The sequence below is a fragment of the Bosea sp. AS-1 genome (assembly GCF_002220095.1).
In the GTDB taxonomy this organism is placed as follows: Bacteria; Pseudomonadota; Alphaproteobacteria; order Rhizobiales; family Beijerinckiaceae; genus Allobosea.
The window spans coordinates 2857632-2882264 of sequence record NZ_CP022372.1 but is presented as its reverse complement, the minus strand read 5'-3'; the positions used below and the strand labels follow the sequence as shown (position 1 = coordinate 2882264).

At 66.8% G+C, this 24633-nt stretch carries 25 protein-coding genes and 1 tRNA gene; 14 read left to right on the top strand and 12 right to left on the bottom strand.

Features of this window, described 5'->3' with window-relative positions:
* Positions 1 to 6: 6 nt before the first annotated feature.
* The 4 genes from CE453_RS15505 to CE453_RS15490 all read right to left on the bottom strand — a co-directional run bounded on the left by CE453_RS15505 (position 7) and on the right by CE453_RS15490 (position 4468).
* Complete coding sequence (locus CE453_RS15505; protein ID WP_089175412.1) at positions 7 to 1350, bottom strand: pyruvate dehydrogenase complex dihydrolipoamide acetyltransferase; 1344 nt, start codon at positions 1348 to 1350, stop codon at positions 7 to 9.
* Positions 1351 to 1364: 14 nt separating this feature from the next.
* Entirely contained in the window at positions 1365 to 2768 is a 1404-nt protein-coding gene (locus CE453_RS15500) for a pyruvate dehydrogenase complex E1 component subunit beta (protein ID WP_089175411.1), read from the bottom strand.
* A 57-nt stretch (positions 2769 to 2825) separates the two neighbouring features.
* Positions 2826 to 3923, bottom strand: a complete 1098-nt coding sequence (gene pdhA, locus CE453_RS15495; RefSeq protein WP_089175410.1) for a pyruvate dehydrogenase (acetyl-transferring) E1 component subunit alpha — start codon at positions 3921 to 3923, stop codon at positions 2826 to 2828.
* Between the two features lie 266 nt (positions 3924 to 4189).
* Positions 4190 to 4468, bottom strand: a complete 279-nt coding sequence (locus tag CE453_RS15490) for an FtsB family cell division protein (RefSeq protein WP_248307751.1) — start codon at positions 4466 to 4468, stop codon at positions 4190 to 4192.
* Between the two features lie 174 nt (positions 4469 to 4642).
* Here CE453_RS15490 and CE453_RS15485 point away from each other — a divergent pair.
* Positions 4643 to 4717, top strand: a tRNA-Lys gene (locus tag CE453_RS15485).
* Between the two features lie 184 nt (positions 4718 to 4901).
* Here CE453_RS15485 and CE453_RS15480 read toward each other — a convergent pair.
* The 4 genes from CE453_RS15480 to CE453_RS15465 form a co-directional block, all read right to left on the bottom strand.
* Positions 4902 to 5729: a sugar phosphate isomerase/epimerase family protein gene (locus CE453_RS15480; protein ID WP_089175408.1), complete on the bottom strand. Its 828-nt coding sequence runs from the start codon at positions 5727 to 5729 to the stop codon at positions 4902 to 4904.
* A gap of 4 nt (positions 5730 to 5733) precedes the next feature.
* Positions 5734 to 6633 (bottom strand): NAD-dependent epimerase/dehydratase family protein, encoded by a 900-nt coding sequence (locus tag CE453_RS15475; RefSeq protein WP_089175407.1) that lies wholly within the window; start codon positions 6631 to 6633, stop codon positions 5734 to 5736.
* A 62-nt stretch (positions 6634 to 6695) separates the two neighbouring features.
* Positions 6696 to 7553 carry an IclR family transcriptional regulator gene (locus tag CE453_RS15470; RefSeq protein WP_089175406.1) on the bottom strand — a complete coding sequence of 286 codons (858 nt, stop codon included), beginning with the start codon at positions 7551 to 7553 and terminating at the stop codon, positions 6696 to 6698.
* A gap of 4 nt (positions 7554 to 7557) precedes the next feature.
* Entirely contained in the window at positions 7558 to 8604 is a 1047-nt protein-coding gene (locus CE453_RS15465; protein WP_089175405.1) for a Gfo/Idh/MocA family protein, read from the bottom strand.
* A 198-nt stretch (positions 8605 to 8802) separates the two neighbouring features.
* Between CE453_RS15465 and CE453_RS15460 the strand changes: the two genes are divergently transcribed.
* The 9 genes from CE453_RS15460 (at position 8803) to CE453_RS15420 (ending at position 19675) form a co-directional block, all read left to right on the top strand.
* Complete coding sequence (locus tag CE453_RS15460) at positions 8803 to 10071, top strand: ABC transporter substrate-binding protein (RefSeq protein WP_248307750.1); 1269 nt, start codon at positions 8803 to 8805, stop codon at positions 10069 to 10071.
* 72 nt (positions 10072 to 10143) lie between these two features.
* Positions 10144 to 11013, top strand: coding sequence for a branched-chain amino acid ABC transporter permease (locus tag CE453_RS15455; RefSeq protein WP_089175403.1), 870 nt, complete (start codon positions 10144 to 10146; stop codon positions 11011 to 11013).
* Positions 11010 to 13532 carry a branched-chain amino acid ABC transporter ATP-binding protein/permease gene (locus tag CE453_RS15450; RefSeq protein WP_089175402.1) on the top strand — a complete coding sequence of 841 codons (2523 nt, stop codon included), beginning with the start codon at positions 11010 to 11012 and terminating at the stop codon, positions 13530 to 13532. Before CE453_RS15455 ends, CE453_RS15450 begins: the two co-directional genes overlap by 4 nt.
* A 31-nt stretch (positions 13533 to 13563) precedes the next feature.
* Positions 13564 to 14370 carry a shikimate dehydrogenase family protein gene (locus CE453_RS15445; RefSeq protein ID WP_089175401.1) on the top strand — a complete coding sequence of 269 codons (807 nt, stop codon included), beginning with the start codon at positions 13564 to 13566 and terminating at the stop codon, positions 14368 to 14370.
* Between the two features lie 8 nt (positions 14371 to 14378).
* Positions 14379 to 16127 (top strand): FAD-dependent oxidoreductase, encoded by a 1749-nt coding sequence (locus CE453_RS15440; RefSeq protein ID WP_089175400.1) that lies wholly within the window; start codon positions 14379 to 14381, stop codon positions 16125 to 16127.
* Positions 16127 to 17845: an FAD-dependent oxidoreductase gene (locus tag CE453_RS15435; protein WP_089175399.1), complete on the top strand. Its 1719-nt coding sequence runs from the start codon at positions 16127 to 16129 to the stop codon at positions 17843 to 17845. The genes CE453_RS15440 and CE453_RS15435 overlap by 1 nt, the downstream gene beginning before the upstream one ends.
* A gap of 18 nt (positions 17846 to 17863) precedes the next feature.
* Positions 17864 to 18478 carry an NIPSNAP family protein gene (locus tag CE453_RS15430; RefSeq protein WP_089175398.1) on the top strand — a complete coding sequence of 205 codons (615 nt, stop codon included), beginning with the start codon at positions 17864 to 17866 and terminating at the stop codon, positions 18476 to 18478.
* A gap of 15 nt (positions 18479 to 18493) precedes the next feature.
* Positions 18494 to 19348 carry a sugar phosphate isomerase/epimerase family protein gene (locus tag CE453_RS15425; protein ID WP_089175397.1) on the top strand — a complete coding sequence of 285 codons (855 nt, stop codon included), beginning with the start codon at positions 18494 to 18496 and terminating at the stop codon, positions 19346 to 19348.
* A gap of 114 nt (positions 19349 to 19462) precedes the next feature.
* The gene (locus CE453_RS15420) at positions 19463 to 19675 is read left to right on the top strand and encodes a hypothetical protein (RefSeq protein ID WP_157733055.1); all 213 of its coding nucleotides are present in this window, start codon (positions 19463 to 19465) and stop codon (positions 19673 to 19675) included.
* A 14-nt stretch (positions 19676 to 19689) separates the two neighbouring features.
* Here the strand turns inward: CE453_RS15420 and CE453_RS15415 are convergent, their stop codons facing one another.
* Both CE453_RS15415 and CE453_RS15410 read right to left on the bottom strand, forming a co-directional pair.
* Positions 19690 to 20478 (bottom strand): bestrophin-like domain, encoded by a 789-nt coding sequence (locus tag CE453_RS15415; RefSeq protein WP_089175395.1) that lies wholly within the window; start codon positions 20476 to 20478, stop codon positions 19690 to 19692.
* A 109-nt stretch (positions 20479 to 20587) separates the two neighbouring features.
* Positions 20588 to 20863, bottom strand: a complete 276-nt coding sequence (locus CE453_RS15410; RefSeq protein ID WP_157733054.1) for a hypothetical protein — start codon at positions 20861 to 20863, stop codon at positions 20588 to 20590.
* A 124-nt stretch (positions 20864 to 20987) separates the two neighbouring features.
* Between CE453_RS15410 and CE453_RS15405 the strand changes: the two genes are divergently transcribed.
* Both CE453_RS15405 and CE453_RS28635 read left to right on the top strand, forming a co-directional pair.
* Positions 20988 to 21218, top strand: a complete 231-nt coding sequence (locus CE453_RS15405) for a hypothetical protein (RefSeq protein ID WP_089175393.1) — start codon at positions 20988 to 20990, stop codon at positions 21216 to 21218.
* The gene (locus CE453_RS28635) at positions 21215 to 21382 is read left to right on the top strand and encodes a hypothetical protein (protein ID WP_157733053.1); all 168 of its coding nucleotides are present in this window, start codon (positions 21215 to 21217) and stop codon (positions 21380 to 21382) included. Before CE453_RS15405 ends, CE453_RS28635 begins: the two co-directional genes overlap by 4 nt.
* 39 nt (positions 21383 to 21421) lie before the next feature.
* On the opposite strand, the gene CE453_RS15400 is transcribed toward CE453_RS28635, so the two are convergent.
* Entirely contained in the window at positions 21422 to 21628 is a 207-nt protein-coding gene (locus tag CE453_RS15400) for a hypothetical protein (protein WP_089175392.1), read from the bottom strand.
* A gap of 250 nt (positions 21629 to 21878) precedes the next feature.
* Between CE453_RS15400 and CE453_RS15395 the strand changes: the two genes are divergently transcribed.
* A complete protein-coding gene (locus tag CE453_RS15395; protein WP_157733052.1) occupies positions 21879 to 22442 on the top strand; it encodes a PRC-barrel domain-containing protein in 564 nt (187 codons plus the stop codon).
* Positions 22443 to 22490: 48 nt separating this feature from the next.
* On the opposite strand, the gene CE453_RS15390 is transcribed toward CE453_RS15395, so the two are convergent.
* Positions 22491 to 24023: an NAD(P)H-hydrate dehydratase gene (locus tag CE453_RS15390; protein ID WP_248307749.1), complete on the bottom strand. Its 1533-nt coding sequence runs from the start codon at positions 24021 to 24023 to the stop codon at positions 22491 to 22493.
* A 270-nt stretch (positions 24024 to 24293) separates the two neighbouring features.
* Between CE453_RS15390 and CE453_RS15385 the strand changes: the two genes are divergently transcribed.
* Complete coding sequence (locus CE453_RS15385; RefSeq protein WP_089175390.1) at positions 24294 to 24632, top strand: P-II family nitrogen regulator; 339 nt, start codon at positions 24294 to 24296, stop codon at positions 24630 to 24632.
* Position 24633: the final 1 nt, after the last annotated feature.

The following is a 24633-nucleotide window of genomic DNA, read 5'->3' as shown; positions in this document are numbered from 1 at the left end:
CGCCGCTCAGACCAGCATCGCCATGGGCTTCTCGATATAGCCCTTGAACGCTTGCAGCAGCTCGGCGCCCAGTGCGCCATCGACGGCACGGTGGTCGGTCGAGAGCGTCACCGACATCACCGTGGCCACAGCCGGCTGGCCGCCCTTGACGATGACGCGCGGCTCGCCGGCGCCGACCGCCAGGATCGTCGCATGCGGCGGGTTCACCACGGCCGCGAAGTCTTTCACCCCGAACATGCCGAGATTGGAGACCGCCGTCGTGCCGCCCTGGTACTCCTCGGGCTTCAACTTGCGGGCCTTGGCGCGGGCCGCCATGTCCTTCATCTCGTTCGAGATCTGCGACAGTGTCTTCTGTTCGGCGTTGCGGATGATCGGAGTGATGAGGCCGCCCGGGATCGAGACCGCGACGCCGACATCGGCATGCTTGTGCTTGAGCATGGATCCTTCGGTCCAGGAGACGTTGGCATCCGGCACGGCCTTCAGCGCCAGCGCCAGCGCCTTGATGACCATGTCGTTGACCGAGAGCTTGTAGGCCTGCTTGCCATCCTTCTCCGGCGCCGCCGCATTGAGCTCTGCGCGCAGCTTCAGCAGCGCGTCGAGCTCGCAATCCAGCGTGACGTAGAAATGCGGTATGGTCTGCTTGGCTTCGGTCAGGCGGCGCGCGATCGTCTTGCGCATGCCGTCATGCGGAATCTCCTCATAGGAGCCCGGCTCGAACAGCTTCTTGACGGCCTCGTCGGACGGACCGGTGGCCAGCGGCGCAGCCGCGGGCTTTGCAGCCGGCGCACCGGCAGCGGCCGCCGGGGCGGCCTTGGCCCCGCCGCCCTTCTTGGCAGCTTCGACGTCCTTCTCGACGATACGGCCGTGAGGGCCCGAGCCCTGGATGGCGGAAAGATCGAGGCCCGCCTCCTTGGCGAGGCGCCGCGCCAGCGGCGAGGAAAACGGGCGGTTGCCGGCGGCGCGAGCGGGAGCAGCCGCCGGGGCCGCTGCAGCCGGAGCAGGCGCAGCGGCCGGTGCCGCGGCAGGAGCCGGTGCTTCGGACTTGGGCGCCTCCGCTTTGGCGGGGGCGGCGCTGGCAGCCGGAGCGGCAATGCTCTTGGCGTCTTCGCCTTCCCCGGCGATCACGCCGATCACCTCGTTGACGGCGACATCGGCCGTGCCTTCCGGCACCACGATCTTGGCCAGGATGCCCTCGTCGACCGCCTCGACCTCCATGGTCGCCTTGTCGGTCTCGATCTCGGCGATGACGTCGCCGGACTTGATCGTATCGCCTTCCTTCTTCAGCCACTTGGCGAGATTGCCCTTCTCCATCGTGGGAGAGAGAGCGGGCATCAGGATGTTGGTCGGCATCGGTTCAGCCCCTCTCAGCGATAGCAGACGGCCTTAGCCGCCGCGACGACGTCGCCGATATGCGGCAGCGCGAGCTTCTCAAGGTTCGCCGCATAAGGCATCGGCACATCCTTGCCGGTGACGCGGGCGACGGGTGCATCGAGATAATCGAAGGCCGCTTCCATGATCCGCATACCGATCTCGGCGGTGACGCCGGACTGCGGGAAGCCCTCCTCCACCGCGACGCAGCGATTGGTCTTCTGCACCGAGGCGATGACGGTCTCGATATCCATCGGGCGAATGGTGCGCAGGTCGATGACCTCGGCCTCGATGCCGTCCTTCGCCAGTGCTTCGGCGGCGCCGAGCGCGTAGTTCATGCCGATTCCGAAGGAGACGATGGTGACGTCCGTGCCGGAGCGCACCACCTTGGCCTTGCCGATCGGCACGAGGAAATCATCGCCCTTCGGCACCTCGAAGGACTTGCCGTACATGATCTCGTTCTCGAGGAAGATCACCGGGTTCGGATCGCGGATCGCGCTCTTGAGCAGGCCCTTGGCGTCGGATGCGCTGTAGGGCATCACCACCTTGAGCCCCGGTACGTTCGAGTACCAGGCGGCGTAGTCGTGGCTGTGCTGGGCGGCAACGCGGGCGGCGGCACCGTTCGGGCCGCGGAACACGATCGGGCAGCCCATCTGGCCGCCGGACATGTAAAGCGTCTTGGCGGCGGAGTTGATGATCTGGTCGATCGCCTGCATGGCGAAGTTGAAAGTCATGAACTCGACGATGGGGCGCAGGCCGGAGAGTGCCGCACCAACGCCGATGCCGGCGAAGCCGTGCTCGGTGATCGGCGTGTCGATGACGCGCTTGGCGCCGAATTCCTGCAGCAGCCCCTGCGTGACCTTATAGGCGCCCTGGTACTCGGCGACCTCCTCGCCCATGACGAAGACGTCCTTGTCGCGGCGCATTTCCTCGGCCATGGCGTCGCGCAGGGCCTCGCGCACGGTCATCGTGACGATTTCGGCACCCGCCGGAAACTCGGAGGAGGCGTCATAGGCCTTGGCCTGGGCCGGCACGGTCTCAGCCTTGGCGGCCGGAGCGGGCTCGCTCGCGGCAGCCGGCGCCTCGGCCTTCGGCTCCACCGGCTTCTCGGGTGCTGCTGCCGTATCGGCACCGCTCGCCGCCGCGCCGACATCCTCGCCCTCGGCCGCGATCACGCCGATCTTGGTGTTGACGGCGACGTTCTCGCTGCCGTCCGGGATCAGGATCTTGGCGAGGATGCCTTCATCCACCGCCTCGACCTCCATCGTCGCCTTGTCGGTCTCGATCTCGGCAATGATGTCGCCGGCCTTGATCTGATCGCCTTCCTTTTTCAGCCACTTGGCCAGTTTGCCTTCCTCCATGGTGGGGGAAAGGGCAGGCATGAGAATGTCGATCGGCATGAACGCACCCGGATTCTGAGACGCGGGGAAAGACGAGAGGCGGCAGCGGCGCGAGCGTCAGCCCTGCGCCGGCTCCAGCAGGATGTCGGTGTAGAGCTCGGACGGATCGGGCTCGGGATCATGCGTGGCGAACTCGGCCGCGTCGTTGACGACCTCGCGAACCTTGGCGTCGATCGCCTTCAGCTCATCCTCGCCGATCTTGAACTCGCGGATCAGGCGGGCGCGCACCTGCTCGATCGGATCGTGCTCCTCGCGCATACGCTGGACCTCATCCTTGGAGCGATACTTCGCCGGGTCCGACATCGAGTGTCCGCGATAGCGGTAGGTCTGCATTTCGAGGATATAGGGGCCCTTGCCGGAGCGGGCATGCTCGATGGCGCGCAGGCCGGCTTCGCGGACGGCGCGGACATCCATGCCGTCGACCTGCTCGCCCGGAATGCCGAACGAGGCTCCGCGACGCGAGAAATCGGTCTGGGCCGAAGCGCGGTTGACCGCGGTGCCCATGGCGTAGCGGTTGTTCTCGATCACGAACACGACCGGCAGCTTCCAGAGCTGGGCCATGTTGAAGCTCTCGTAGACCTGACCCTGATTGGCGGCACCGTCGCCGAAATAGGTCATCGAGACGGTCTTGTCGTCGCGATACCAGTCGGCGAAGGCGAGCCCCGTGCCGAGGGAGACCTGCGCGCCGACGATGCCGTGTCCGCCGTAGAAATTCTTCTCACGGCTGAACATGTGCATGGAGCCGCCCTTGCCGTGCGAATAACCGCCGCGCCGGCCGGTCAGCTCCGCCATCACACCGCGCGATTCCATACCGCAGGCGAGCATATGGCCATGGTCGCGATAGCCGGTGATGACCTGGTCGCCATCCTTGGAAGCCATCTGCATGCCGATGACCACGGCTTCCTGGCCGATATAGAGGTGGCAGAAGCCGCCGATCAGCCCCATGCCGTACATCTGGCCAGCCTTCTCCTCGAAACGCCGGATCAGCAGCATATCGTGGTAGGCGTGGAGATCCTCGTCCTTGGTGAACGGGGTGACATTGCTGGGCGCCGGAGCGGCCTGTCCGGCCCCTTCTTTCGCCGAGCGGGCCTTCGCCGGCTTGGCGGCCGTTTTCGATGGGGCGGGAGCTTTCGATTTACGCGCAGCAACAGCCATAGACGATCCTCCAAAGGCCTTCGACCTTTGTTGTAGAGGATCGAAAAAACCTTGGCGAGCACGCTGTCTCGCAGTGCAACATGGTCTAAGCTGTTGAATTAGAAGGAGATTGAAGTCGTAACCGATTTTCAGTTAATCGATACGCCTGGAACTAAAAGCCGGCTTCCGGTGGGCCGCCCTGCCCTTGGGGCACGCATGCACCGTCCGAGGCGGCTCTCGATTGTCCAACTTCCTGAAACGCGGGTTCCAGTTTTTGACGCCGGCAACTAGCGCCCCATGATCACGACGTCGTTCTTGTGGGTCCGGCCGAGATTGGCGCGCGTCGATTCTTCGAGCAGGTCGCGATCGATCGAATCGTCGCGCACGAGCGCCAGCCGCTGTTCCCAGGATTTGCGCTCGGCGGTGAGTGTCGCCAGCTCGGTCTCCATTTCGCGCAACGACTCGCGGATAGCGCCGCGCGCTTCCAGCCCGCGCGCGCCGTGCTGCGCATGGAACAGGAAATAGGTGACCGCCAGCGACGACACCGCGTAGAGCGCGAGCGTCACGAAGACAGATCGGAGACCGCGACGAATGACCATGGCGGAAGGCTAGGACGACGTGGTTTCCGGCCGGTTAACGTTCTACGCGAACCACCTTGTATAAAGTGGCCCCATCCGCGCGCTCATCCACCGAACATGTTGACCAGCGCCCTGCACCTCCGTATGTCAGCGGGCCTGTGAGGGCGGGTAGCTCAGTGGTAGAGCACGTGACTTTTAATCATGTGGTCGAGGGTTCGATCCCCTCCCCGCTCACCAGCAAGATCACCGGCATCAACGCGATTTCCTTGGCATCTGGCGCCCTCGAATGGCCCGCTCCAGCACTCGATTGAAGTACTGAGCGACGGACGAACGAATCTCCTCCAGGCCTGCGATGCCGCGAATGTCAGCTCGTCGACGCGCGCGAGTCTCTCGCGTTTCGGTGGCCGCCTCAAGGGGCGGATCAACCGCCCGGCATGTCTTCGAAGGCCCAGCCAGCTCGCGTAAGCCTGCGGACTCCCTCGAGCAAGTGTTCAAGCGGAGTGTCGGACAGGATTTCAAGAACCACCGGTCCTTCGTAGGACTGCCGCCGCAGCTCGCGTCCGATCGCCGCGAAATCGATTTCGCCGCTCCCGATCGGGTCGTGGCGCCACTGGCCGAGTGGGCTATCGGAGAGATGGACGACGCTAACCCGCGAACCCAGCACTGCGAGCCCCTCGACCGGATCCTCGCCAATAGCGACGGCGTTCGCCACGTCGTAGATCACGCTGACACCCGCATGCCCCTCCTCGTCGAGGAAATCGCGAATGGCGCCGGCGCTGGCGAGTAGCCCTTGAGGGATGTTCTCGAGCCCAACGCCCATGCCGTGGCGCCGAGCCTCCTCGACGATTGCACGGAAGGCGGGGCGGAAGCCCTCCATCAGTCGATCATTGGCCTTGGCCAGCAAGGCATGGCGCCGACCGGAACCGACGCAAACATCGGTAGCGCCCAGCTCCGCACAGCGCGCGATCAGCCGCCGATAGGCGTCGACGGCGAACTCCGCGACGTCCGCCGACGTGCTTGCCAGGTTGATCTCGCTGCTGGCCAGATCGCCGGCCAGCAGCTTCAGATCGTAGCGCTCGATGATGCTCCGCAGACGCCCGGTGCGGGCAGCATCCTCGCGCCACGGATCGAAATGCGGCGGCAGGGCGAGGAGTTGAAGGTGGCGGAAACCCGCTGTCCCCAGTGACTGAAACGCCGATTCAGCGCTCTCCTGCCAGACGAAGCCGAAGGTGTGGGCAGCGAGCTTCATCGGATCAGAGCGTCCCGTCGCGATAGAAGGCGAATGTCCGTGCGATTCCCTCGCGCAGCGGCGTAAACGGCACGCCGGAGAGAATCTCCCGCAGCGGCCCCTCGGCAATCTCGGGAGCCGACGGCATCGGCGCGCCGCCTGTGCGGATGTCGCAACCCGGCGCGAGTTCCCGCAGCGCCGCGATGACGTCCTCGGGCGCGGCCTGCTCCCCGATCATGTTGAAGACCTGCGCGCCGGGCGCATCGTGCCGCAAGGCACTCTCATAGGCTGCGGCGACGTCGTCGACATAGACAAGCCCCGCCACGCCCTCATAGGGAAAGACATAGGCCTCGCCACGCGCCGCCGCCCGGCATGCCAGCGACGGCCCGGCGCTCAGACCGCTTTCGCGGCCTGGCCCGTAGACGACATAGGGCCGGAAACCGATGCTCGAGAGCCCGTGATCGGCGAAATAGGCCCGCGCACTGCCCTCGCAGGCGAGCTTGAAGGCACCGTAATGCGAGACCGGAACCGGGCGCTCGCCGCTTTGAGGCCCATAGACCCCGGCGCTGCTGGTGTAGACGATCTTGCCTATGCCGTGACGTAGCGCGGCCTCGAAGACGTTCAGCGTGCCGATCAGGTTGATTGCAGCGCCGCGGACGGGGTCCTCCTTGCAGGCTGGCGTCAGGACGCCGGCGAGGTGGACGATCGCATCGCAGCCGCGCGCGGCCGAAGCCACGGCTTCCGCATCGGTGATGTCGCCATGGACCCATTCGATGGCGGCGGCGGCTGGCGCACCGGCGATCGCCGCGAACATATTGGCGCTTCCGGCCCGGTCGAGGATGCGGATGCGGTCGCCCCGGCGCGACAGGCGGCGGCAAATCCAGGCGCCGAGAAATCCGGCCCCCCCGGTCACGAGAATCTGCAAGCGAACCTCCTCATGGCGCGGCCGGGTGCCGCCAATCTTGCCCCGATACCTTCCGCGACAGCTCAGCCGAAGAACGGATCCCGCGATCGCCCATGCGACAGGCCGGGACTTGCCGCCATCGCCAGCGACAGCTCGCGAGCGGCGTTCAGCAAGAGCGGCGACAGCGAGAGCATTTTTTCTTCAGTCAGCCTGATATGCGGCCCGGCGATCACGACGGCACCCACGACCTCGCGCGTCTGTGGGTGGCGGATCGGTGCCGCCGTTGCGTTCATCCAGGGCGAATAGGTCTGAACGACGAGGCCGAAACCGCGCTTGCGCGCCTGTCGCAGATATTTGAGCAGCGCGGCCTGCGTCTGCGGCGCCCGTGGACCGAATTCCTCGCGCGAGCCGTAGCCCTGCCGTTCGACCAGGGCGATGGCTTCCTCGTCCGACAGGCACGAGAGCCAGGCGTGCCCGCTCGCCGAACAGGAGAGCCGGCCCGCCTGCCCCATATCGGGGTCGTAGCGCAGCCCGAAGGGAGAGCCCTGCGACTTGGCCACCCAGACGAGCTCGCGCCCGTCGATCAACGCGAGCCGGACGAGTTCCGCCGATTCCTGCGCGAGCCGATCGAGAATCGGCTGGGCAAGGTCGGAGATGCCTGCGCCGGCCAGGAAGGTGAAGGCGAGCGAGGCGATCTTGGCCGTCAGCTCATAGGTGCCGTGATGGCGCTCCTGGCGCACATAGCCATGCTCGACCAGGCTCGTGAGCACGCGATGCGTCGCGCTGCGCGGAATCTTCAGGCGCTCGGCGATCTCGAACAAGGGCAGCCCGCGCGCGTTCGTGGCCAGCAGTTCGAGCACGCCGAGCGTGCGCTCCAGCAGGCCGCTCGGAGCGGTCTCCGTCTCTTCCTGCCTAGCCTCGTCCTCGACCTGCTTCGCCATCGCTCTATCCAAAATGCATCTCCAGACGTCGTCTCTGGCGCGCCGCCTCCTGAACGGCAAGAGTCACTGCGAGCGTTCGGGTCGCATCGGCAGCATCGATCAGTGGCCGGACGCCATCGCGCGCGACGTCGCGGAGATGCCGAAGCTGGCGCACATAGGGGCTCTCCGGCTCGACCGGGACTGTCTCCTGCGTGAGATCGGCAAACCAGCTCTTCTCGCCGTCATAACGCCAGTGCTCCAGGCCGGGCAGCGTAAGCGAGCCCGCGGTACCGGAAATGAAGTGCGAATTCACCGGCTTCGGCTGCTTGGGATAGCTCGGCAATTCGCCGGAGGAGAGGTCCCAGCTCCAGGGCGTCACGGCCGTATCCGACAGGCTGATCGTGACGAGCCCGCCATTCTCGAGCTCGAGCAGAACCGCCGCCGTATCCTCGACCGGCAGCCCACGGACGCGATCCGAGGTCACGGCCTGCACGGCAACGACCTCGCCGCAGACGAAACGGATCAGGTCGATCTCATGGATCAGGTTGATCAGGATCGGCCCGCCACCGGGTTCTCGCCGCCAGGCGAGGTCGAAATAGGCGTCGTGCTTGTAGAAGGTGTAGAGCACCGTCGCGTTCGTCAGGCGCCCGAGAGCCCCGCCCCGAACCATCTCGCGCGCCTTTGCGATGATCGGATTGTGCCGGCGATGATGCCCGACCAGCACCGGCACACCAGCTTTGCTCGACGCTGACGAAAGTTGCTCGCCTTCCGCAACGCTGACGGCGACCGGCTTCTCGATCAGGGCGGGAATGCCGCGGGCGATCGCGGCGAGCCCGATCTCCAGATGGCTCTGATTGGGCGTGGCGACGATCAGCGCCTCGGCCTCGCCCGCAGCGAGCAGGGCCTCATGATCAGGATACCAGGCGAGACCATGCTCGCGGCAAAATTGGCGCCCCGCCTCGGTCGGGTCGGCGACCCCGGAAGCCGTCGCGAAATCGCTGCGGGCGATCACGTCGGCATGCATCCGGCCGATGGCCCCGGCCCCGACGAGCCCGATCGAAAGCGGCTTCATGGTCTTCCCTCCCGCGCCGTTTATGTCGCGCCCCTCCTGTCGACGTCAAGCAAAACCGGAATAGAATTCCAGTTTTGATTTTTAGAGTGGAATTCGATTCCAGTTATGCTACAGCCCTGCTGCCGGTCGGCCCGCCGCAACGGACGGGAAACAAGAAATCGGCTCCGGCACAGGGAACGCCACAGCAGGGAGGACGTCGTGACCGACGCTCGCAAACCAACCTTCAATCGCCCGATCGGACGCCGCAGCCTGCTTCTCGGCGCAGGCTCGCTCGGCGCTGCCGGGCTGATCGCCCCGAAGCTCGGCATGCCCTATATCGGCGATGCCGCTGCCGCCGAGCCGATCAAGATCGGCATGATCTGGGCCAAGACCGGCAATATCGTCGACCAGGCGGAATATCTCGCGCAGGGCGGCATGCTGGCGCTGGAGCAGCGCAACAACACCCTGCTGGGCCGGCCGGCCGAGATCGTCTGGCTCGACGAGCCCAACCCGCAAGGCGCGCAGCAGAACGCCGAACGGCTGGTCGGCGAGCACAAGGTCGCCGGCATCGTCGGCGGCGCACTGAGTTCATTCGCGCTGGCGATCTCCTCCGTCGCCAACAAGGCGAAGGTGCCCTATGTCGCGGCGAACGCGGCGGCAGGCGAGATCACCGGCAAGTCCTGCAACAAATACACTTTCCGGCTGCAACCGCCGGTCGAGGTGCACACCCGCGTCCTGGCGCCCTACTGCAAGGATGTCGGCAAGAAGTGGTATCTCCTGACAGCGGCCTACGCCTTCGGTCAGGACATCAAGCGCTCCTTCGAGGAGTATGCAAAGGCCAACGGCATCACCATCGTCGGCGCCGACGAGGTGCCGGTCAGCACGCCGGACTACTCGTCCTTCATCCTGAAGATCCGCGCCGCCAAGCCCGATGTCGTCATCGGCGGCCTCTCGGCCAGCGACCTCACCACCTATCTCAAGCAGTGGAACGAGCTCGGCATGCGCGGGAAGATTCCCTTTGCGGAGATCTCGGTCGGCAATACCGATCTGTGGGGCGTCGGGCCGGAAGCCGCCGACGGACTCTATACCCTGACCTGGTACTACAAGAACCCGAACAACCCGCCTGAAGAGCAGGCCATGGCGGCGGCATACGAGAAGAAATATAACCGCCCCGCCGCCGACAAGGCCTGGATGGGCTGGCTTGGCATGAAGTCCCTGCTCGACTCGATCGAGGCCGCCAATTCGACGGATGCAGCCGCGGTCGTCGCCGCACTTGAGAAGTGGCACGTCAAGCGCGGCGACCTCGACACCGGCTACCGCCCCTTCGACCACCAGATGGTGAACCGCCTGCTGGTCGCCGGCATCAAGCCGAAGATCACCGACAAGTGGGACTATTTCGACATCAAGGCGGAGCTGCCGAAGAGCCAGGCCGACATCGACGCTGCCTTCGGCAGCCAGGCGGACAGCGCCTGCAAGATGACCGGCTGACGCCGCGGCTCGCCGGCCGGGGCCTCTGCGGTCCCGGCCATCTTACTTCGCGCCTTTGCGGGAGCGTCCGCCATGCTGGACATGATCCTGTCCCAGACCGTCAACGGTCTGGTCCTCGGCTTTCTCTACGTTCTGATTGCAGTCGGGCTGTCGATCATCTTCGGCCTGCTCGGCATTGTGAATTTTGCCCACGGCGCCTTCTTCGCGCTCGGCGCCTACTTCGCCCTCGTCCTCGCCCGCGAGTTCGGCTGGTGGGCGGCGCTGCTGGCGCCACTCCTGACCGGCGTGGTCGGCATGATCGTCGAGGTCGTGCTGATCCGGCATCTCTACGGCAAGGAGCCGCTGCTCGGTCTGATCCTGACCTTCGCACTGGCGCTGCTGATCGAAGCGATCCTGCGCATGGTCTTCGGCGGGGCGCCCCTGCCCTTCAACGCGCCGCGCTTCCTTGCCGGCTTCGTCGAGTACGGCCCGATCCTGCTGACCAAGTACCGGCTCTTCGTGCTGGCGGTGACGGTCGCCGCGCTGATCGCCTTCTGGGCCTTCCTGACCTATACGCCCTTCGGCCGCATCATCCGCGCCGGCTCGCGCGACGCCGAGATGGTTGGGCTTCTCGGCATCAACCTGCCGGTGGTGTTCAGCTTCGTCTTCGGCATCGGCTGCCTGCTTGCCGGCCTCGCCGGTCTGCTCGCCGCGCCGCTCTGGACGGTGACGCCCTCCATGGCCGCGAGCGCGATCATGCCGGCCTTCGTCATCGTCACCATCGGCGGGCTGGGCTCCTATGCCGGCGCCATCATCGCTGGCCTGCTCGTCGGCATCACCACCGCCATGACCATCCAGTTCCAGCCGGAATGGGCGGGCGCGGCCATGTATGTGCTGATGGCGGCGATCCTGCTCGTGCGTCCCCGTGGCCTCTTCGGTGAAAAATGGGAGCGCTTCGAATGAGCCTTCGCGCCCTGCTCACGCATCCGGTCCTCTGGGTCGGCCTCGTCCTCTGCGGCCTGACGGCGCTGTGGCTCGCGCTCGGCGCGCCGGTCGGCCTGATCACCCAGATCGCGATCTACACGCTCTACGGCATGGGGGTGAACCTGCTCGTCGGCTATACCGGGCTCGTTCCCTTCGGCGCCTCCGTCTTCTTCGGCTGCGCCAGCTATGCCGCCGCCTTCTTCGTGCTGGGCCGGATTTCGGGCGATCTCGGCGGCATCGTGCTCTCGACGCTGTTCTCGCTGGCGCTCGGGCTTGTGCTCGGTGCGCTGATCCTGCGGCGCAAGGGGCTCTACTTCTCGTTGCTGACGCTGGCCTGTTCGCAGATCGCCTTCGAGGTCGCTTTCAAATGGACCGCCGTCACCGGCGGCGAGAATGGGCTCCAGGGCGTGGCGCGCCCGACATTCCCGAGCGACCTCGGCTTCCACGGCTTCGTCATCGCCTGCGTCCTGGCCGGCGTCTGGCTGCTCTGGCGCATCATGCACGCGCCTTTCGGCCGCGCCCTGCAGGCGGTGCGCGACAATGAGCAGCGCGCCCGCAGCCTCGGCTTCAACGTCTATCTGCTGCGGCTCGGCGCCTTTGTGCTGATGGCCGGGTTCGTCGGCTTCGCCGGCGCCCTGCTGACCTTCCTGCTGCAGGGCGTCTACGCCAATAACCTGAGCTGGCAGCATGCGGGCGATGCCCTGCTGATGACCGTACTCGGCGGCGTGCACCATTTCCTCGGTCCGCTGTGGGGCGCGATCAGCTTCATCATCCTGGAAAACCGCCTTTCGGCGATCACCGAGAACTGGTGGCTGATCTTCGCGCCGATCCTGATCCTGTTCGCTCTACTCTCGCCGGAGGGCATCACCGGCCTGGTGCAACGCGTCTTCGGGCGCCAGCGCTGGACGTTGACGCGCAACACGATTCCCCCGCGCCCGGCTGTGATCGAGCCCTATGTCAGCGCCGCCCAGGCGATGGATCCCGACAAGCCGATCCTGGAGACGCGCAAGCTCTCCAAGCAGTTCGGCAGCCTCGTCACCGCCAGGGAGATTGATCTCGAGGTCCGGCCCTTCGTGCTGCACTCGATCATCGGCCCGAACGGCGCCGGCAAGACGACCTTCTACAACATGCTGACCGGCGTGCTGCCGCCGAGCGCAGGCCAGGTCTTCTTCGAAGGGCGCGACATCACCAAGCTGCCGATGCATGCCCGCGCCCGGCTCGGCATCGCCCGCTCCTTCCAGATCCTCTCGATCTTCCCGAACCTGACCGTGTTCGAGAATGTCCGGATTGCGGTGCAGGCCCAGCGCCGCGGCGCCAGCGGTCTGTTGCGTGACGCCCACGCCGATGCCGAGGTCAACGCCCGGACCTGGTCGCTGCTCGACGCGGTCGGCCTCGTCGAACAAGCAGCCGACGCGAGCCAGGACCTGCCGCATGGCGCCAAGCGCCTGCTCGAGATCGCCGTAACGCTGGCGATCGAGTCGAAGCTGCTCCTGCTCGACGAGCCGCTCGCCGGCCTTGCCGAAGCGGACCGCATCGTCGTCGCCGATCTCATCCAGCGTCTGGCCCAGCGCCACGCGGTGCTGTTAATCGAACACGACATCGACCGGGTGCTGGCGATCTCCGACCGCATTTCCGTGCTGCATCAGGGCCGGATGATCGCGGACGGCAAGCCCGCCGATGTCGCGCGCAATCCCGAGGTCATCGCCGCCTATCTCGGCGCCGCCAAGGATGGCGAGCGAGCGACAGCTCCCGCCGTCGATCGCTCCGGGGCCAAGGCCGACGCCCTGCTGCTGGAAGCCAAGGGCATCGCCGTCGGCTACAGCGGCAGCACCGTGCTTTCCGGCGTCGACCTCACGATCCGCGAAGGCGAGGCTGTCGCCCTGCTCGGCCGCAACGGCGTCGGCAAGACCACGCTGCTGCGCGCCCTGACAGGCAGCCTGCCGCTCGACGCGGGCTCGATCCGCTTCGCCGGAACCGATCTGCGCAAGCTCAAGCCCTTCGAGATCAATCGGCTCGGCATCTCGCTGGTCCCGGAGGGGCGGCGCCTGTTCCCCAACCTGACCGTGACCGAAAATCTGCTGCTCGCCCAGCGGCCGGGCGGGATCGGCCTGGAAGAAGCCTTCACGCTCTTCCCACGCCTTAAGACGCGCCAGGCGGCGAAGGCGGAAAACCTGTCCGGCGGCGAGCGCCAGATGGTCGCGATCGCCCGCGCCCTCATGGTCCCCAGCAAGCTCGTCCTGCTCGACGAGCCGTTCGAGGGGCTGGCGCCGGCCGTCGTCAACGAGGTGATGGAGGCACTGGTCAAGCTGCGTGGCCGCGTCGCCATGGTGATCGTCGAGCACCATGCCGAGCTGGTGCTGCCGATCACTGATCGCGCTTATGTGCTGGTCAACGGCCAGGTGGCGTTCGAAGGTGAGGCCACGGAACTCGAACATGACGAGGCGACGCAGGCCCGCCTGCTGGGCGTCGTCGAGACCGAACCGCAATGCGCCGCCTGAACGGCACAGTGACAGAACCGAGGACAACGCCATGGACTTCAAGATCACCGGAGCGACCCGCCTCAACGTCATCGTGGGCGAGCCGATCGCGCAGGTGAAATCGCCCGGCGGCATGACCGCCGCCTTTGCCGAGCGCGGCCATGACGGTATCGTCGCGCCGGTGCGGGTTGCGCCCGAGCATCTCGACGCCTTCCTGAAGGCCGCCGACCACCTGCCGAATCTCGACGGCATCATCGTTACCGTGCCGCACAAGTTCGCCTGCCACGGGCACTGCGCTAGCGCCACCGAGCGCGGTGACTTCCTCGGCGCCGTCAACATCATGCGCCGCCGCAAGGACGGCGCCTGGCACGGCGAGATGGTCGACGGACTAGGCTTCGTCGGCGCGGTCAAGGCCAATGGCGGCGAGCCCGAGGGCAAGCGCGCGCTGCTGATCGGCGCCGGCGGCGCGGGCTCGGCCATCGCGCTCGCCCTCGTCGACGCCGGGGTCAGCGAACTTGCGATCCACGATGCGGATACGGCCCGCCGCGACAGCCTGATCGAGCGGCTGAATCGCAAGGGCAAGGCGAAGGTCTTCGTCGGCTCGCCCGACCCGACGGGCTTCAACCTCGTCGCCAATGCCACGCCTGCCGGCATGAAGCCGGGCGACGCGCTGCCGGTCGAGGTCGACAAACTCTCGCCGGACACCTTCGTCGGCTGCGTCATCACCGTGCCGGCGATCTCGCCGCTGATCGAGGCGGCCCGTGCCCTTGGCTGCCGCACCTCGACCGGCACGCAGATGTACCAGGCGCTGCAGAATGCGATGGTCGAGTTCCTGCTCGCCGGCGAGCGCATCGGCTGAGGCAGATCATGTTCACGATGTTGAAGGCCCTGCCGGAGCAGCCGGAATACGATCTCGTCGTCGTCGGCTCGGGCGCCGCCGGCCTGTCCTCCGCGGTCTTCGCCGCGATCGAGGGGCGCTCCGTCCTGGTGATCGAGCGGACGGATCATGTCGGCGGGACGAGCGCGCTCTCCGCCGCGACGACCTGGGTCCCGAATTCGATGCATGCCGGGAAGGTCGCGACCGGCGACAGTGTCGAGAAGGCCGCCCGCTTTCTCGACGGCGTGGTCGGCAACCGCACCTCGTCCCGATTGCGTGACGCCTTCCTGCGCGCCGGCCCCGAGGCGATCGCGACGCTGGAAAGCCGCACGGACGTGCATTTCCGCCCCTACCCGACGCATCCTGACTATGAATCGGACGTCGAAGGCTCGACCTTGCGTGGACGAGCGCTAGAGCCCGTGGCCTTCGATGGCCGGCAGCTCGGCACCGATATCGACCGCATCCGTCCGCCGATCCCGGAATTCACGCTGTTCGGCGGCATGATGATCGACCGCACCGATATCGGCCACCTGCTCAACCTGCGCAAATCCTGGGCCTCGTTCCGGCATGCAGCGGGCATCATCGGCCGCTATGGCATCGATCGCCTGCGCAAGCGGCGCGGCACGCGTCTCGTCATGGGCAATGCGCTGATCGGCGGCCTGCTGCTGACCCTCAAGAAGCATGGCGGCACGATCGTGACCGCCTGCTCCGTCGACGAGCTTTTGACCGGACCAGGAGGCATCACCGGCATAAACGCCGTGCAAGGCGACACCCACCGCAAGATCAAGGCCCGGCTCGGTGTGGTGCTCGCCGCCGGCGGCTACAACCGCAATCCGCAGCGGCGCGCCGAGATGCTGAATGAGCCGGTGCCGTCGTTGAGCCCGGCTGCGCCAGGCCATACCGGCGCGATGCAGGACCTCGCTCTCAAGCTTGGGGCACGCTTCGGTGAAAGCAATCTCGACAATGCCTATTGGGCACCAGTTTCGACCCGCAAGCGCCCCGACGGATCGATCGCTGTCTTCCCGCATTTCGTGCTCGACCGCAGCAAGCCGGGCACCGTCTGCGTCGACCAGGGTGGCCGGCGCTTCGTCAATGAATCGACCTCCTACCACCTGTTCAGCCGGGCGATGTTCGAGGCGCATCGCAGCCGGCCGACCATCCCCTGCTGGATCATCACCGATGCCGACGGGTTGCGCCGCTACGGGCTCGGCATGGTCCGCATGGGGACGAAGAACCTGCAACCCTTCCTCGCCGACGGCTATCTCACCCAGGCTTCCTCGATCGTCGAGCTCGCCGACAAGATCGGCGCCGACCCTGCCGCGCTGTCCGAGACCATCGCCCATATGAACGACTACGCCCGCACCGGCGTCGATCCGGAGTTCGGGCGCGGCACGACCGACTATCACCGGGTCAATGGCGACGCCTCACGCGGCTTCCCCAACCCGACGCTGGGACCGATCGCGACCGCGCCCTTCTACGCGGTCAAGCTGACGCCCGGCGATATCGGCGCCGCGACCGGGCTCGTCATCGACGAGGATGCACAGGTGCTGGGTGAAGGCGACCGTCCGATCGGCCGTCTCTATGCCTGCGGCAACGAGGCGAACTCGATCATGGGCGGCACCTATCCGGGTCCCGGTATCACCATCGGCCCGGCGATCACCTTCGCCTTTCGCGCGGTGCGCCACGCGCTCGGTAACCGCGTGCCATCGCGATCTTCCGCGCCGGAGCATGCCGCCTGATGAACCAGGCCTTGCCGCAGTCCTGCGACCTGCTGGTGATCGGCTCGGGAGCCGGAGGCCTCGCCGCGGCCGTCACGGCGGCAGCGCTCGGCCTCGATGTCGTCGTCATCGAGAAGGAAAGCCGGTTCGGCGGCACGACCGCCTGGTCGGGCGGCTGGATGTGGATTCCACGCAACCCGCTCGCCCGCGCTGCCGGCATCGAGGAGGACGAGGAGACGGTCCGCACCTATCTGCGCCACGAGCTCGGCGCGGATTACGACGAGGCCTTCGTGACGACGCTGCTGGAACAGGGGCCGCGTATGGTCGCCTTCTTCCAGCGCGAGACGGCCGTCGACTTCATCGACGGCAACCAGATCCCGGACTTCCACGGCAAGAGCCCCGGCGCCGGCACCGGCGGCCGCTCGCTCTGCGCCAAGCCGTTCGACGGGCGCGAGCTGGGTCCACGGCTCAAGGATCTGCGACCACCGCTCGAGGAGGTCGCGCCCTTTGGCATGAATGTCGGTTCCGGGGCCGACCTGCGGCATTTCCTGAATGCCACGCGCAAGCTGCCGTCCTTCCTGCATGTGCTGCGCCGCCTCGCCCGGCATTTCACCGACCGCGCCCGGCATGGCCGCGGCCAGCATCTGGTCAATGGCAATGCGCTTGCGGCGCGGCTCCTCAAATCCGCCGACGATCTCGGCATTGTCCTCCAGAATAACACCGCAGCCATCGAACTGCTTCGCGATGGAAACCAGATCGCCGGCGCCATCGTCGAGACGGGTGGACGCCGGCAGGCGATCCGCGCCTCACGCGGCGTCGTGCTCGCCACCGGTGGTTTCCCGCACGACACGGCGCGGAAGGCAGCACTGTTCCCACATGCGCCAACGGGGCATGAGCACTGGTCGGCCGCTCCCTGCTCCAACACTGGCGACGGCATCCGGCTTGGTGAAAGGGCCGGCGGCCATCTCGAAACCGACTTGCCCAATGCCGGAGCCTGGGCGCCGGTCTCGCTCGTGCCGAAACCCGACGGCAAGACCGGCCGCTTTCCGCACCTGATCGAACGCGCCAAACCCGGGGCGATCATGGTGCGCCATGACGGGCGCCGCTTCTGCAACGAGGCGGATTCCTACCATGACGTGATGCAGGCGCTTTTCGCCGCCACGCCGTCCGACGAGCCGGCGGAGTGCTGGCTGGTTTGTGACCACGGTTTCCTGCGTCGCTACGGGCTCGGCCGGGTCAGGCCTCGCCCCTTCCCGACCGGCCCATGGCTGGGCAATGGCTATCTGAAGCGTGGCGACACCCCTGGGTCGCTGGCCCAGGCCTGCGGCATCGATGCGGCCGGTTTTTCCGCGACGCTCGCCAGCTATAACCGCGACGCCGCACGAGGGCTCGATCCCGCCTTCGGGCGCGGTGACACACCCTACAACCGGGTGCAGGGCGACCCCGAGCATCTGCCCAACCCCTGCGTCGCGCCGATCGGCCCCGGCCCCTTCTATGCGGTCAAGATCGTCGCCGGCAGCCTCGGCACCTTCGCCGGCTTGAAGACGGATGCCAGTGCCCGTGTGCTCGGGCCGGACGATGCGCCGATTCCGGGGCTCTATGCGGTGGGCAACGACATGTCGAGCATGATGGCGGGGCGTTATCCGGCCGGCGGTATCACGCTCGGCCCCGCCATGACCTTCGGCTACGTCGCCGCTCATCACGCCAGCGGCGTGCCCCTGACCAACAACCGCTCCTGAACGACGGGAAGACAAACCATGCGCTATGAAATCGCCACCCTCTCCGTCCGCCTCGGCAAGGCAGCCTCTGCCGTCACCGCCATCGACGCATCCCTGAAAGACAGCGGCGCGAAGGGCAAACTCCTTGGCTGCTGGACGAGCGAGATCGGCCGCCTCAACCAGATCACCGTGCTGCGCGGCTTCGCCGACGATGTCGAGCTGAGGCACGAGCGCGAGCGGGTGCTCGCCAGCAGCAATCCCTTTGGCTGTGGTGAGGATGTCGACGCGCTCGATTTCGACAGCTATGCGCCCTTCCCCTTCCTGCCGCCGGTCACAACCGGCAAGTTCGGGTCGGTCTACGAGATCCGCACCTATATGCTGAAGCATGGCGGCGTGCCGCCGACCATCGCCGCATGGGAGGCAGCCGTACCGGCCCGCGTCGCGCTCTCGCCGCTCGTCATCGCGATGTATGCGCTGGACGGGCCGGCGCGCTTCACCCATATCTGGCCCTTCGCCAGCCTCGACCAGCGTGCCGCGGTCCGGGCCGATTCCGTGGCCAAGGGCATCTGGCCGCCGAAGGGCGGACCCCAATGGCTGACCGGCGAGATGTATTCGACCATCGCCCTGCCGACGGCGATCTCCCCCCTCGCCTGATCCGGAGCCCAGCACATGCCGACGATCTCGCTCGCCTATCTCACAACGATTCCGCTCGCCCCGCCGGACGCCGTCCGTCTCGCGGCTGAGCTGGGCTATGATGCCGTCGGCCTGCGTGCCCTGCCGGCAGCGCCGGGCGGCGATGCCAGCCCCCTGATCGAGGATGCCGCGCTGAGAGCCGAGACGCGCAGGGCGATCGCCTCGGGCGTGCCGGTCTTCGACATGGAGATCGTCCGCCTGGCGGCCGACTTCACGGTCGAGAGATTTCGCCCGTTCCTTGAGCTTTGCGGCGAGCTCGGTGTCCGCGCGATCCTTGTGGCGGGCGACGATCCCGAGCAGTCCCGGCTCACCGCTTCCTTTGCTGCCTTCTGCGAAGCGGCCGCCGCCTATGGCCTCACCGCCGATCTCGAATTCATGCCCTGGACCCGCGTGCCCGACGCCCGCGCGGCCTTGCGTATCGTCACGGCTGCAGACCAGCCGAACGGGCGCGTCCTGGTCGATGCGCTCCACGCCGGACGCTCGCGCACCACGCTTGCTGACATAGCCGCCATCCCGCCCGGCCGGTTGAGCTACGCTCAGATCTGCGACGCACCCGGCGAAATTCCGACGACCGACGAGGGCCTGATCCACACGGCTCGCCAGGCGCGGCTGCTGCCAGGCGAAGGCGACATCGATCTCGTCGGCATCTTCAGCCAGCTGCCGGCTGAACTGCCGATCAGCGTCGAGGTGCCGCATCTCGAACGGGCCGCGCAGCTAGGCCTGCGCGAATGGGCGCGACAGGCCTTGGCGGCCACGCACCGGCTGCTCGCGGCGCGAGACGCGGCTGTCGCCGGCGGCGCCTCTTTGCGTCAGGCTGAGGCTGCAGGGTGATCGCCCGGCTGACGCCGGATGGATGTTCGCGTTCGCTTGATGCAGATTTTGGTTTGTGAGGCGGCCGCGCTACCTATTGAACCGCGCCCCAAGCGCCGGTTGATGGAGAAACGCGTGCCCAAACTCTGCAAGTTCACCTCGCCGCGCGACGGCAAACCCGTCTACGTCAATCCCGAGCAGGTCAGCGTCGTCTACACCCATAAGGGCGAGCCGCCCGACACCATCATCGGCTTCGGCAAGGACTTCATGCTCGGTGTGCAGGAAAGTCTCGAGGAGACGGTCCGCATCCTCGAGGAGGCCGGCTTCGCCCGGGGAGAGCGCAAGTAGCGTCGGGCGAATGGTCAGCGACTCATATCGGCCAGCGCCTCCCGCATCGCCACGCTGCGGATGCCGAACAGGCCCTGATACGGCAGGGCCAGGTCGACGATGACGAACATGACGCTCGCGACGCAGATCACGCCGATCGCGAGCACAATACCGCTGAGCAGGCGGCGCGGCACCTGCAATCCGAAACTCAGGAAGACCAGCGCGAGCCAGAAGCCGATGATGCCGACGAAGACCCCGCCCTGGGGACCATTGCCGTCCTCGATCACGGCCCAGCGGCGCTCCTGCATGCTGGCATAGTCGGCGCGGCAGCGCACCGACACGGCGGCGAGACCGGGCGCCGGGGCTGCGGTGTCGATGGCGAGGCCGACCTCGTCGATCATCCTGGCGAGAACCACGTCCTCGCCGCGAACCGCCATCGCACGGACATCCGGCATGCCGGGCACGGTCGGCGCGGGCTCCGAGGGCCAGGTGCTGGCGATGACCGCCGCGACGTAGCGGCGCAGTATCTGGCGAGACTGTTCCAGCCCCGGGCCCATATGCTGAAGGCAGCGGTCGAGCCGTGCGAGCTGGGCGGCGTAGGCCGAGCGGTTTCTGGCCGCGGCGTCGAAGGAGGACCTGGCCGTCGAGAGCTGCAGGCTCAGGACCAGGGCGGCGAAGGTCACGAGGAGGCCTGTCACGAGGCGGACGGCGTCCATGTTCTCCTTCGAGAGATGCTCCTCGGGCAGCCGCATCCGCAGCGCGAGGCCTGCGAGAGCGCTCAGGCCGAAGAGCAGGAGGAAACCGAGACCGTAGAGCAGTTCCATGGCATCGCCGTCAGGAGGCGGGCGGACCCGCGATGCTCTCACGGCCGAGCCGGCGAATCGAGCCCTCCTCTCGTTGGGAGGCACCGATATGCCCAGCGTGATGAGGCTCTCAGCCGAGGCGGCGCGTCACGCCGCCTTTGCCGGGCATTCGGCCGTGGGGTACCGGGCGGGGCTCGGGCAGGAGATAGGCGCCCCCACCGAAGCCGAGGGCGGGCCAGCCCGGATCGACATAGGCGTTGAGTTCCCAGCAGCGCAGCCGCAGGCGCTCGGCTTCGCTCGTCGCATCGGAACAACGGGAGAACTGCGAGCGCTGCCAGAAGGCATCGGCAGGTTGTGCGGCCAGTGCCGCGCCGGTCAGCGCGGCCGCCATGAGAAACCTGTTCACGATGACCCTCCTCTCATGTCTCGCCCCATCCATGCGCTCGCGCTCTTGCGGAAAGCTTAATCGGGCGGGAACAGCCGGGCGGCGTCGCGGGTATTCCTGTTGTCGGAACAGGCAGGAGGCGACGATGCGAGCCAAGGTCCAGCATGGCGCAAGCACGGGGGAAGCGACCCGCCCGGTCTTCGGGATCGAAACCGCCAAGGATTACGAACGCGCCAGGAACCGGATCGCGAGCCTGAAGGACTCGACACGCGACGAGGACGAGGAGCATGAATTGGAGGCCCTCGTCGAAGCCGTTCAGCGTTGGGACGCGGATCACTCCGCCCGTGCGGGCGGACAAGGGAGGAAAAAGCCGTGAAGACTCCGATCATAGTCCATACCGAGGAAGACTATGAGCGGGCGCAGCAGCGCGTGGCCGAGCTGAACGCCATGCCCGACAGCTCCGAGAAGGATAAGGAACTGCAGGCCATCGCCGACGCGATGCTCGCCTTCGAGCTGAGGCGCGACGAGCCGGAGGACTGAGCCGGCCGCGCACAGGCGCGTTTCAGGAACAGGCGCGTTTCAGGAATCGTTGCTGGCGTTGAGTTCGTCGGGGCGGAGTCCCTCATCCGGCGCGGGATGGCTCGCTGGCTGTTGCGTCTCGGCCCAGCGCGCCGCGATCTCGGCCATGACTTCCGCGCGCGAATGTCCCGGACGATGCACCGCGATATAGCGGTCGAGCGCCGCCAGTTCGGCATCCGTCAGAAGAACGGTCACGGCAGTGGGCATGAGTGGGCTCCCCATGGTTTGGAACAGCACCGGTTTCCGGGCGTTATAACCAACGCAGCATCCGATCATGTCATCGGGATGCAAGCAAGTCGGCAGCTCGAAAACGCCGGATTTTTCAAGCCGCGCTCGATCGCGCGGTTTCCCGCACGTTTTCGACCAGGATTGTCCTAGCTGGCGGCAGACGGAAGATCGTTTTCAACTGTCGATTTCATGAATGTTCCGCCATGCGGACTTTAATAAGGAGGTAGAGATGCTCAAACGTCAGGTTGCATTGACCTCTGTTGGTTTTGCCTTGCTGACAGCGACCGCCCTCGCCCAGACGAGCGCGCCCAACCCGCCTTCGTCCTCGCCGCCCGCCGCGAGCACCCCGGCGCCCGCGGCGCAGCCGGCCAAGCCGCCGGACACCAATCTCGCCGGCCAGGGCAAATGGCGAACGAGCAAGCTCATCGGCGTCGACATCTACGGCCCCGATGACAAGAAGGTCGGGGACGTGACCGAGGTCATCGTCGACAAGACCGGCAAGATCGAGATGGTCACGGTCGGCGTCGGCGGCTTCCTCGGCATCGGTTCCAAGGACGTCGCCATCCCCTTCGAGCAGGTGAGCTGGAGCGACCAGCCGATCACTCCGCCGGCTCCCGCCCCGTCAGGTGGCGCTGGCGGCGCGGGCGGTGCCGGTAGCGCGGGTGGCGGCATGGCTTCCCCGCCGGCGGCCTCCGCTCCCAAGGCGCCCGCGATGTATCCGGATCATGGCAAGATCTCCATGACCAAGGATCAGCTCAAAGCGGCGCCCGCCGTGACCTACTCCGGCAGTTGATACGCCGGTTCGGGACCGCCTCCGCAAGGGGGCGGTCTCCGTTTGTCTTCAGATGGTTGCCGTCTGCAGCTCGCGCAGAAGCGGTGGGATGGCTTCCGGCAGATCGTCCGCGATCAACCCGAATCCCAGCCGCTCGCCGGCCGAACCATGCAGCCAGACGGCGGTGCAAGCCGCCTCGAAAGCCGGCATGCCCTGCGCCAGCAATCCTGCGATCATTCCCGCCAGCACGTCGCCGGCGCCGGCCGTGGCCAGAGCCGGGGAGCCGGTCGCATTGATGGCCGCCCGCCCGTCCGGGCTCGCGATCACCGTGTCGGCTCCCTTGTAGACGACGGTGGCGCCGCTGAGCGCCGCTGCCTGGCGGGTCCGCTCCAGCTTGGAACGCTCCTGGCCGATCTCTGCATGCCCCCCGAAAAGCCGACGGAACTCGCCCTCGTGCGGCGTCAGCACGCAAGCTGTTCCTCGCCCCCGCAACCCGGTGAACAGCGCGGTATCCGCGGCCAGAATGCTGAGCGCATCGGCATCGAGGACGAGTGGCTTGTCGCCTGCGACCAGCGCGGCGACCAGGCCCCGCGCCCGCCCGTCGAGCCCGAGCGCCGGTCCGGCCACAACGGCAGCCCAGCGCCGGTCCTCCAGGACCCGCGCGAGATCGGCTTCGTCCACCAGGGAACGCTGCATCAGGGCATCGGGCCCGCGCGAGGCATGGGCCAGCAGCGCGGCCGGCGCGCAGAAAATCGTCACGAGCCCGGCACCGATCCGCAGCGCCGATCGCGCGCTCAGCCGCGGCGCCCCTACACTTGCCACCCCGCCCGCGAGAGCCGCGACCGCGCCCCGCGCGAATTTGTGCGTATCGCTGCCATGGCGGGGAAATTGATCAGCCCAGAGGCCGGGGCGGTTGGCGAAGGCCGTGGGCGCGATCGCTGCAAGGGCGGCTTCGGTCGGGATACCAATATCCGCCAAGGTCACTGTCCCGCAGAGATCGCGACCGGGTTGCAGCAGATGCCCGGGCTTCAACCGGAAGAACGTCACGGTCTCGGTTGCACGCACCACCGGCCCATCGGCCTGCCCGCTATCCCCCGAAAGACCGCTGGGAACATCGACCGCGATGATGGGCCGGCCCGAGCCGTTCATCATCGCCACAGCCTGGGCCGCCTCCCCGGTGGGCGGCCTGTTCAAGCCCGCGCCGAACAGCGCATCGATAAAAATGTCGGCCCCCTTGGAGGCGATGGCCGCGAGTGGGATGATCGCCCCGCCCCAACGACCGGCTGCGATCGCCGCGTCGCCTTGCAACGTCGTCGCTTCGCCGAGCAGGGCAAGCTCGACCCGGTACCCGCGCTCGCGCAGGATGCGCGCCGCGACGAAGCCGTCGCCGCCATTGTTGCCAGGCCCGCAGAGAACCGCGATCCGGGCACCCGCCTCGACGTGACGCATCACGGCCTCGGCCACCGCGGCACCGGCCCTCTTCATCAGTTCGATGCCCGGAATTCCGCTCGCGATCGCGATGCGATCCGCCTCGCCCATCTGCTGCGCGGTGAGCAAGGCGAACGCGCCGTGAGACATGGTGGAGATGGTCAAGCCGGGCATGGCCCATCATGGCGGCAGGTCGCGCCGCCCGACAACATGGCTCGCACAAAGGAATGTCTAATAAATAGGCTGTTGATGTTTTTTTATGCTGTTTTTTGCCTCATGATCGGGCCGACAACAGCGGGCTGCCACATAGCGGGGCGCAGGCGCCGATGCTATGAGCAGTCATGATGTTTTGCAGATGCGAGAGAGCCTCCGGGTTCCCTCGCTCATAGCAGGCACGATCCGGCCGCGGCCGGACTCTGGGGCGCAAAGGAGGCCGGTCGGCGCATGAAGAAGATCGAAGCGATCATCAAGCCCTTCAAGCTGGACGAGGTGAAGGAAGCGCTTCAGGACGTCGGGCTTCAGGGCATCACCGTTCTCGAGGCCAAGGGCTTCGGCCGCCAGAAGGGCCATACCGAGCTCTATCGCGGCGCCGAATACGTCGTCGACTTCCTGCCCAAGGTGAAGATCGAGATCGTCCTCGCCGACGACATGGTCGAGCGCGCCATCGAAGCCATCGTCAAGGCCGCCCAGACCGGGCGCATCGGCGATGGCAAGATTTTTGTATCGAGCATCGAGGGTGCGATCCGCATCCGCACGGGCGAGACAGGCGCGGACGCGATCTGAC

Bases quoted from the DNA above. Each gene is read 5' to 3' on its own strand.
- CE453_RS15505 (WP_089175412.1), bottom strand. From the start codon at position 1,350: ATGCCGACCAACATCCTGATGCCCGCTCTCTCTCCCACGATGGAGAAG.
- CE453_RS15500 (WP_089175411.1), bottom strand. From the start codon at position 2,768: ATGCCGATCGACATTCTCATGCCTGCCCTTTCCCCCACCATGGAGGAA.
- pdhA (WP_089175410.1), bottom strand. From the start codon at position 3,923: ATGGCTGTTGCTGCGCGTAAATCGAAAGCTCCCGCCCCATCGAAAACG.
- CE453_RS15480 (WP_089175408.1), bottom strand. From the start codon at position 5,729: ATGAAGCTCGCTGCCCACACCTTCGGCTTCGTCTGGCAGGAGAGCGCT.
- CE453_RS15470 (WP_089175406.1), bottom strand. From the start codon at position 7,553: ATGGCGAAGCAGGTCGAGGACGAGGCTAGGCAGGAAGAGACGGAGACC.
- CE453_RS15465 (WP_089175405.1), bottom strand. From the start codon at position 8,604: ATGAAGCCGCTTTCGATCGGGCTCGTCGGGGCCGGGGCCATCGGCCGG.
- CE453_RS15455 (WP_089175403.1), top strand. From the start codon at position 10,144: ATGCTGGACATGATCCTGTCCCAGACCGTCAACGGTCTGGTCCTCGGC.
- CE453_RS15450 (WP_089175402.1), top strand. From the start codon at position 11,010: ATGAGCCTTCGCGCCCTGCTCACGCATCCGGTCCTCTGGGTCGGCCTC.
- CE453_RS15445 (WP_089175401.1), top strand. From the start codon at position 13,564: ATGGACTTCAAGATCACCGGAGCGACCCGCCTCAACGTCATCGTGGGC.
- CE453_RS15440 (WP_089175400.1), top strand. From the start codon at position 14,379: ATGTTCACGATGTTGAAGGCCCTGCCGGAGCAGCCGGAATACGATCTC.
- CE453_RS15435 (WP_089175399.1), top strand. From the start codon at position 16,127: ATGAACCAGGCCTTGCCGCAGTCCTGCGACCTGCTGGTGATCGGCTCG.
- CE453_RS15430 (WP_089175398.1), top strand. From the start codon at position 17,864: ATGCGCTATGAAATCGCCACCCTCTCCGTCCGCCTCGGCAAGGCAGCC.
- CE453_RS15425 (WP_089175397.1), top strand. From the start codon at position 18,494: ATGCCGACGATCTCGCTCGCCTATCTCACAACGATTCCGCTCGCCCCG.
- CE453_RS15415 (WP_089175395.1), bottom strand. From the start codon at position 20,478: ATGGAACTGCTCTACGGTCTCGGTTTCCTCCTGCTCTTCGGCCTGAGC.
- CE453_RS15405 (WP_089175393.1), top strand. From the start codon at position 20,988: ATGCGAGCCAAGGTCCAGCATGGCGCAAGCACGGGGGAAGCGACCCGC.
- CE453_RS15400 (WP_089175392.1), bottom strand. From the start codon at position 21,628: ATGCCCACTGCCGTGACCGTTCTTCTGACGGATGCCGAACTGGCGGCG.
- CE453_RS15395 (WP_157733052.1), top strand. From the start codon at position 21,879: ATGCTCAAACGTCAGGTTGCATTGACCTCTGTTGGTTTTGCCTTGCTG.
- CE453_RS15390 (WP_248307749.1), bottom strand. From the start codon at position 24,023: ATGCCCGGCTTGACCATCTCCACCATGTCTCACGGCGCGTTCGCCTTG.
- CE453_RS15385 (WP_089175390.1), top strand. From the start codon at position 24,294: ATGAAGAAGATCGAAGCGATCATCAAGCCCTTCAAGCTGGACGAGGTG.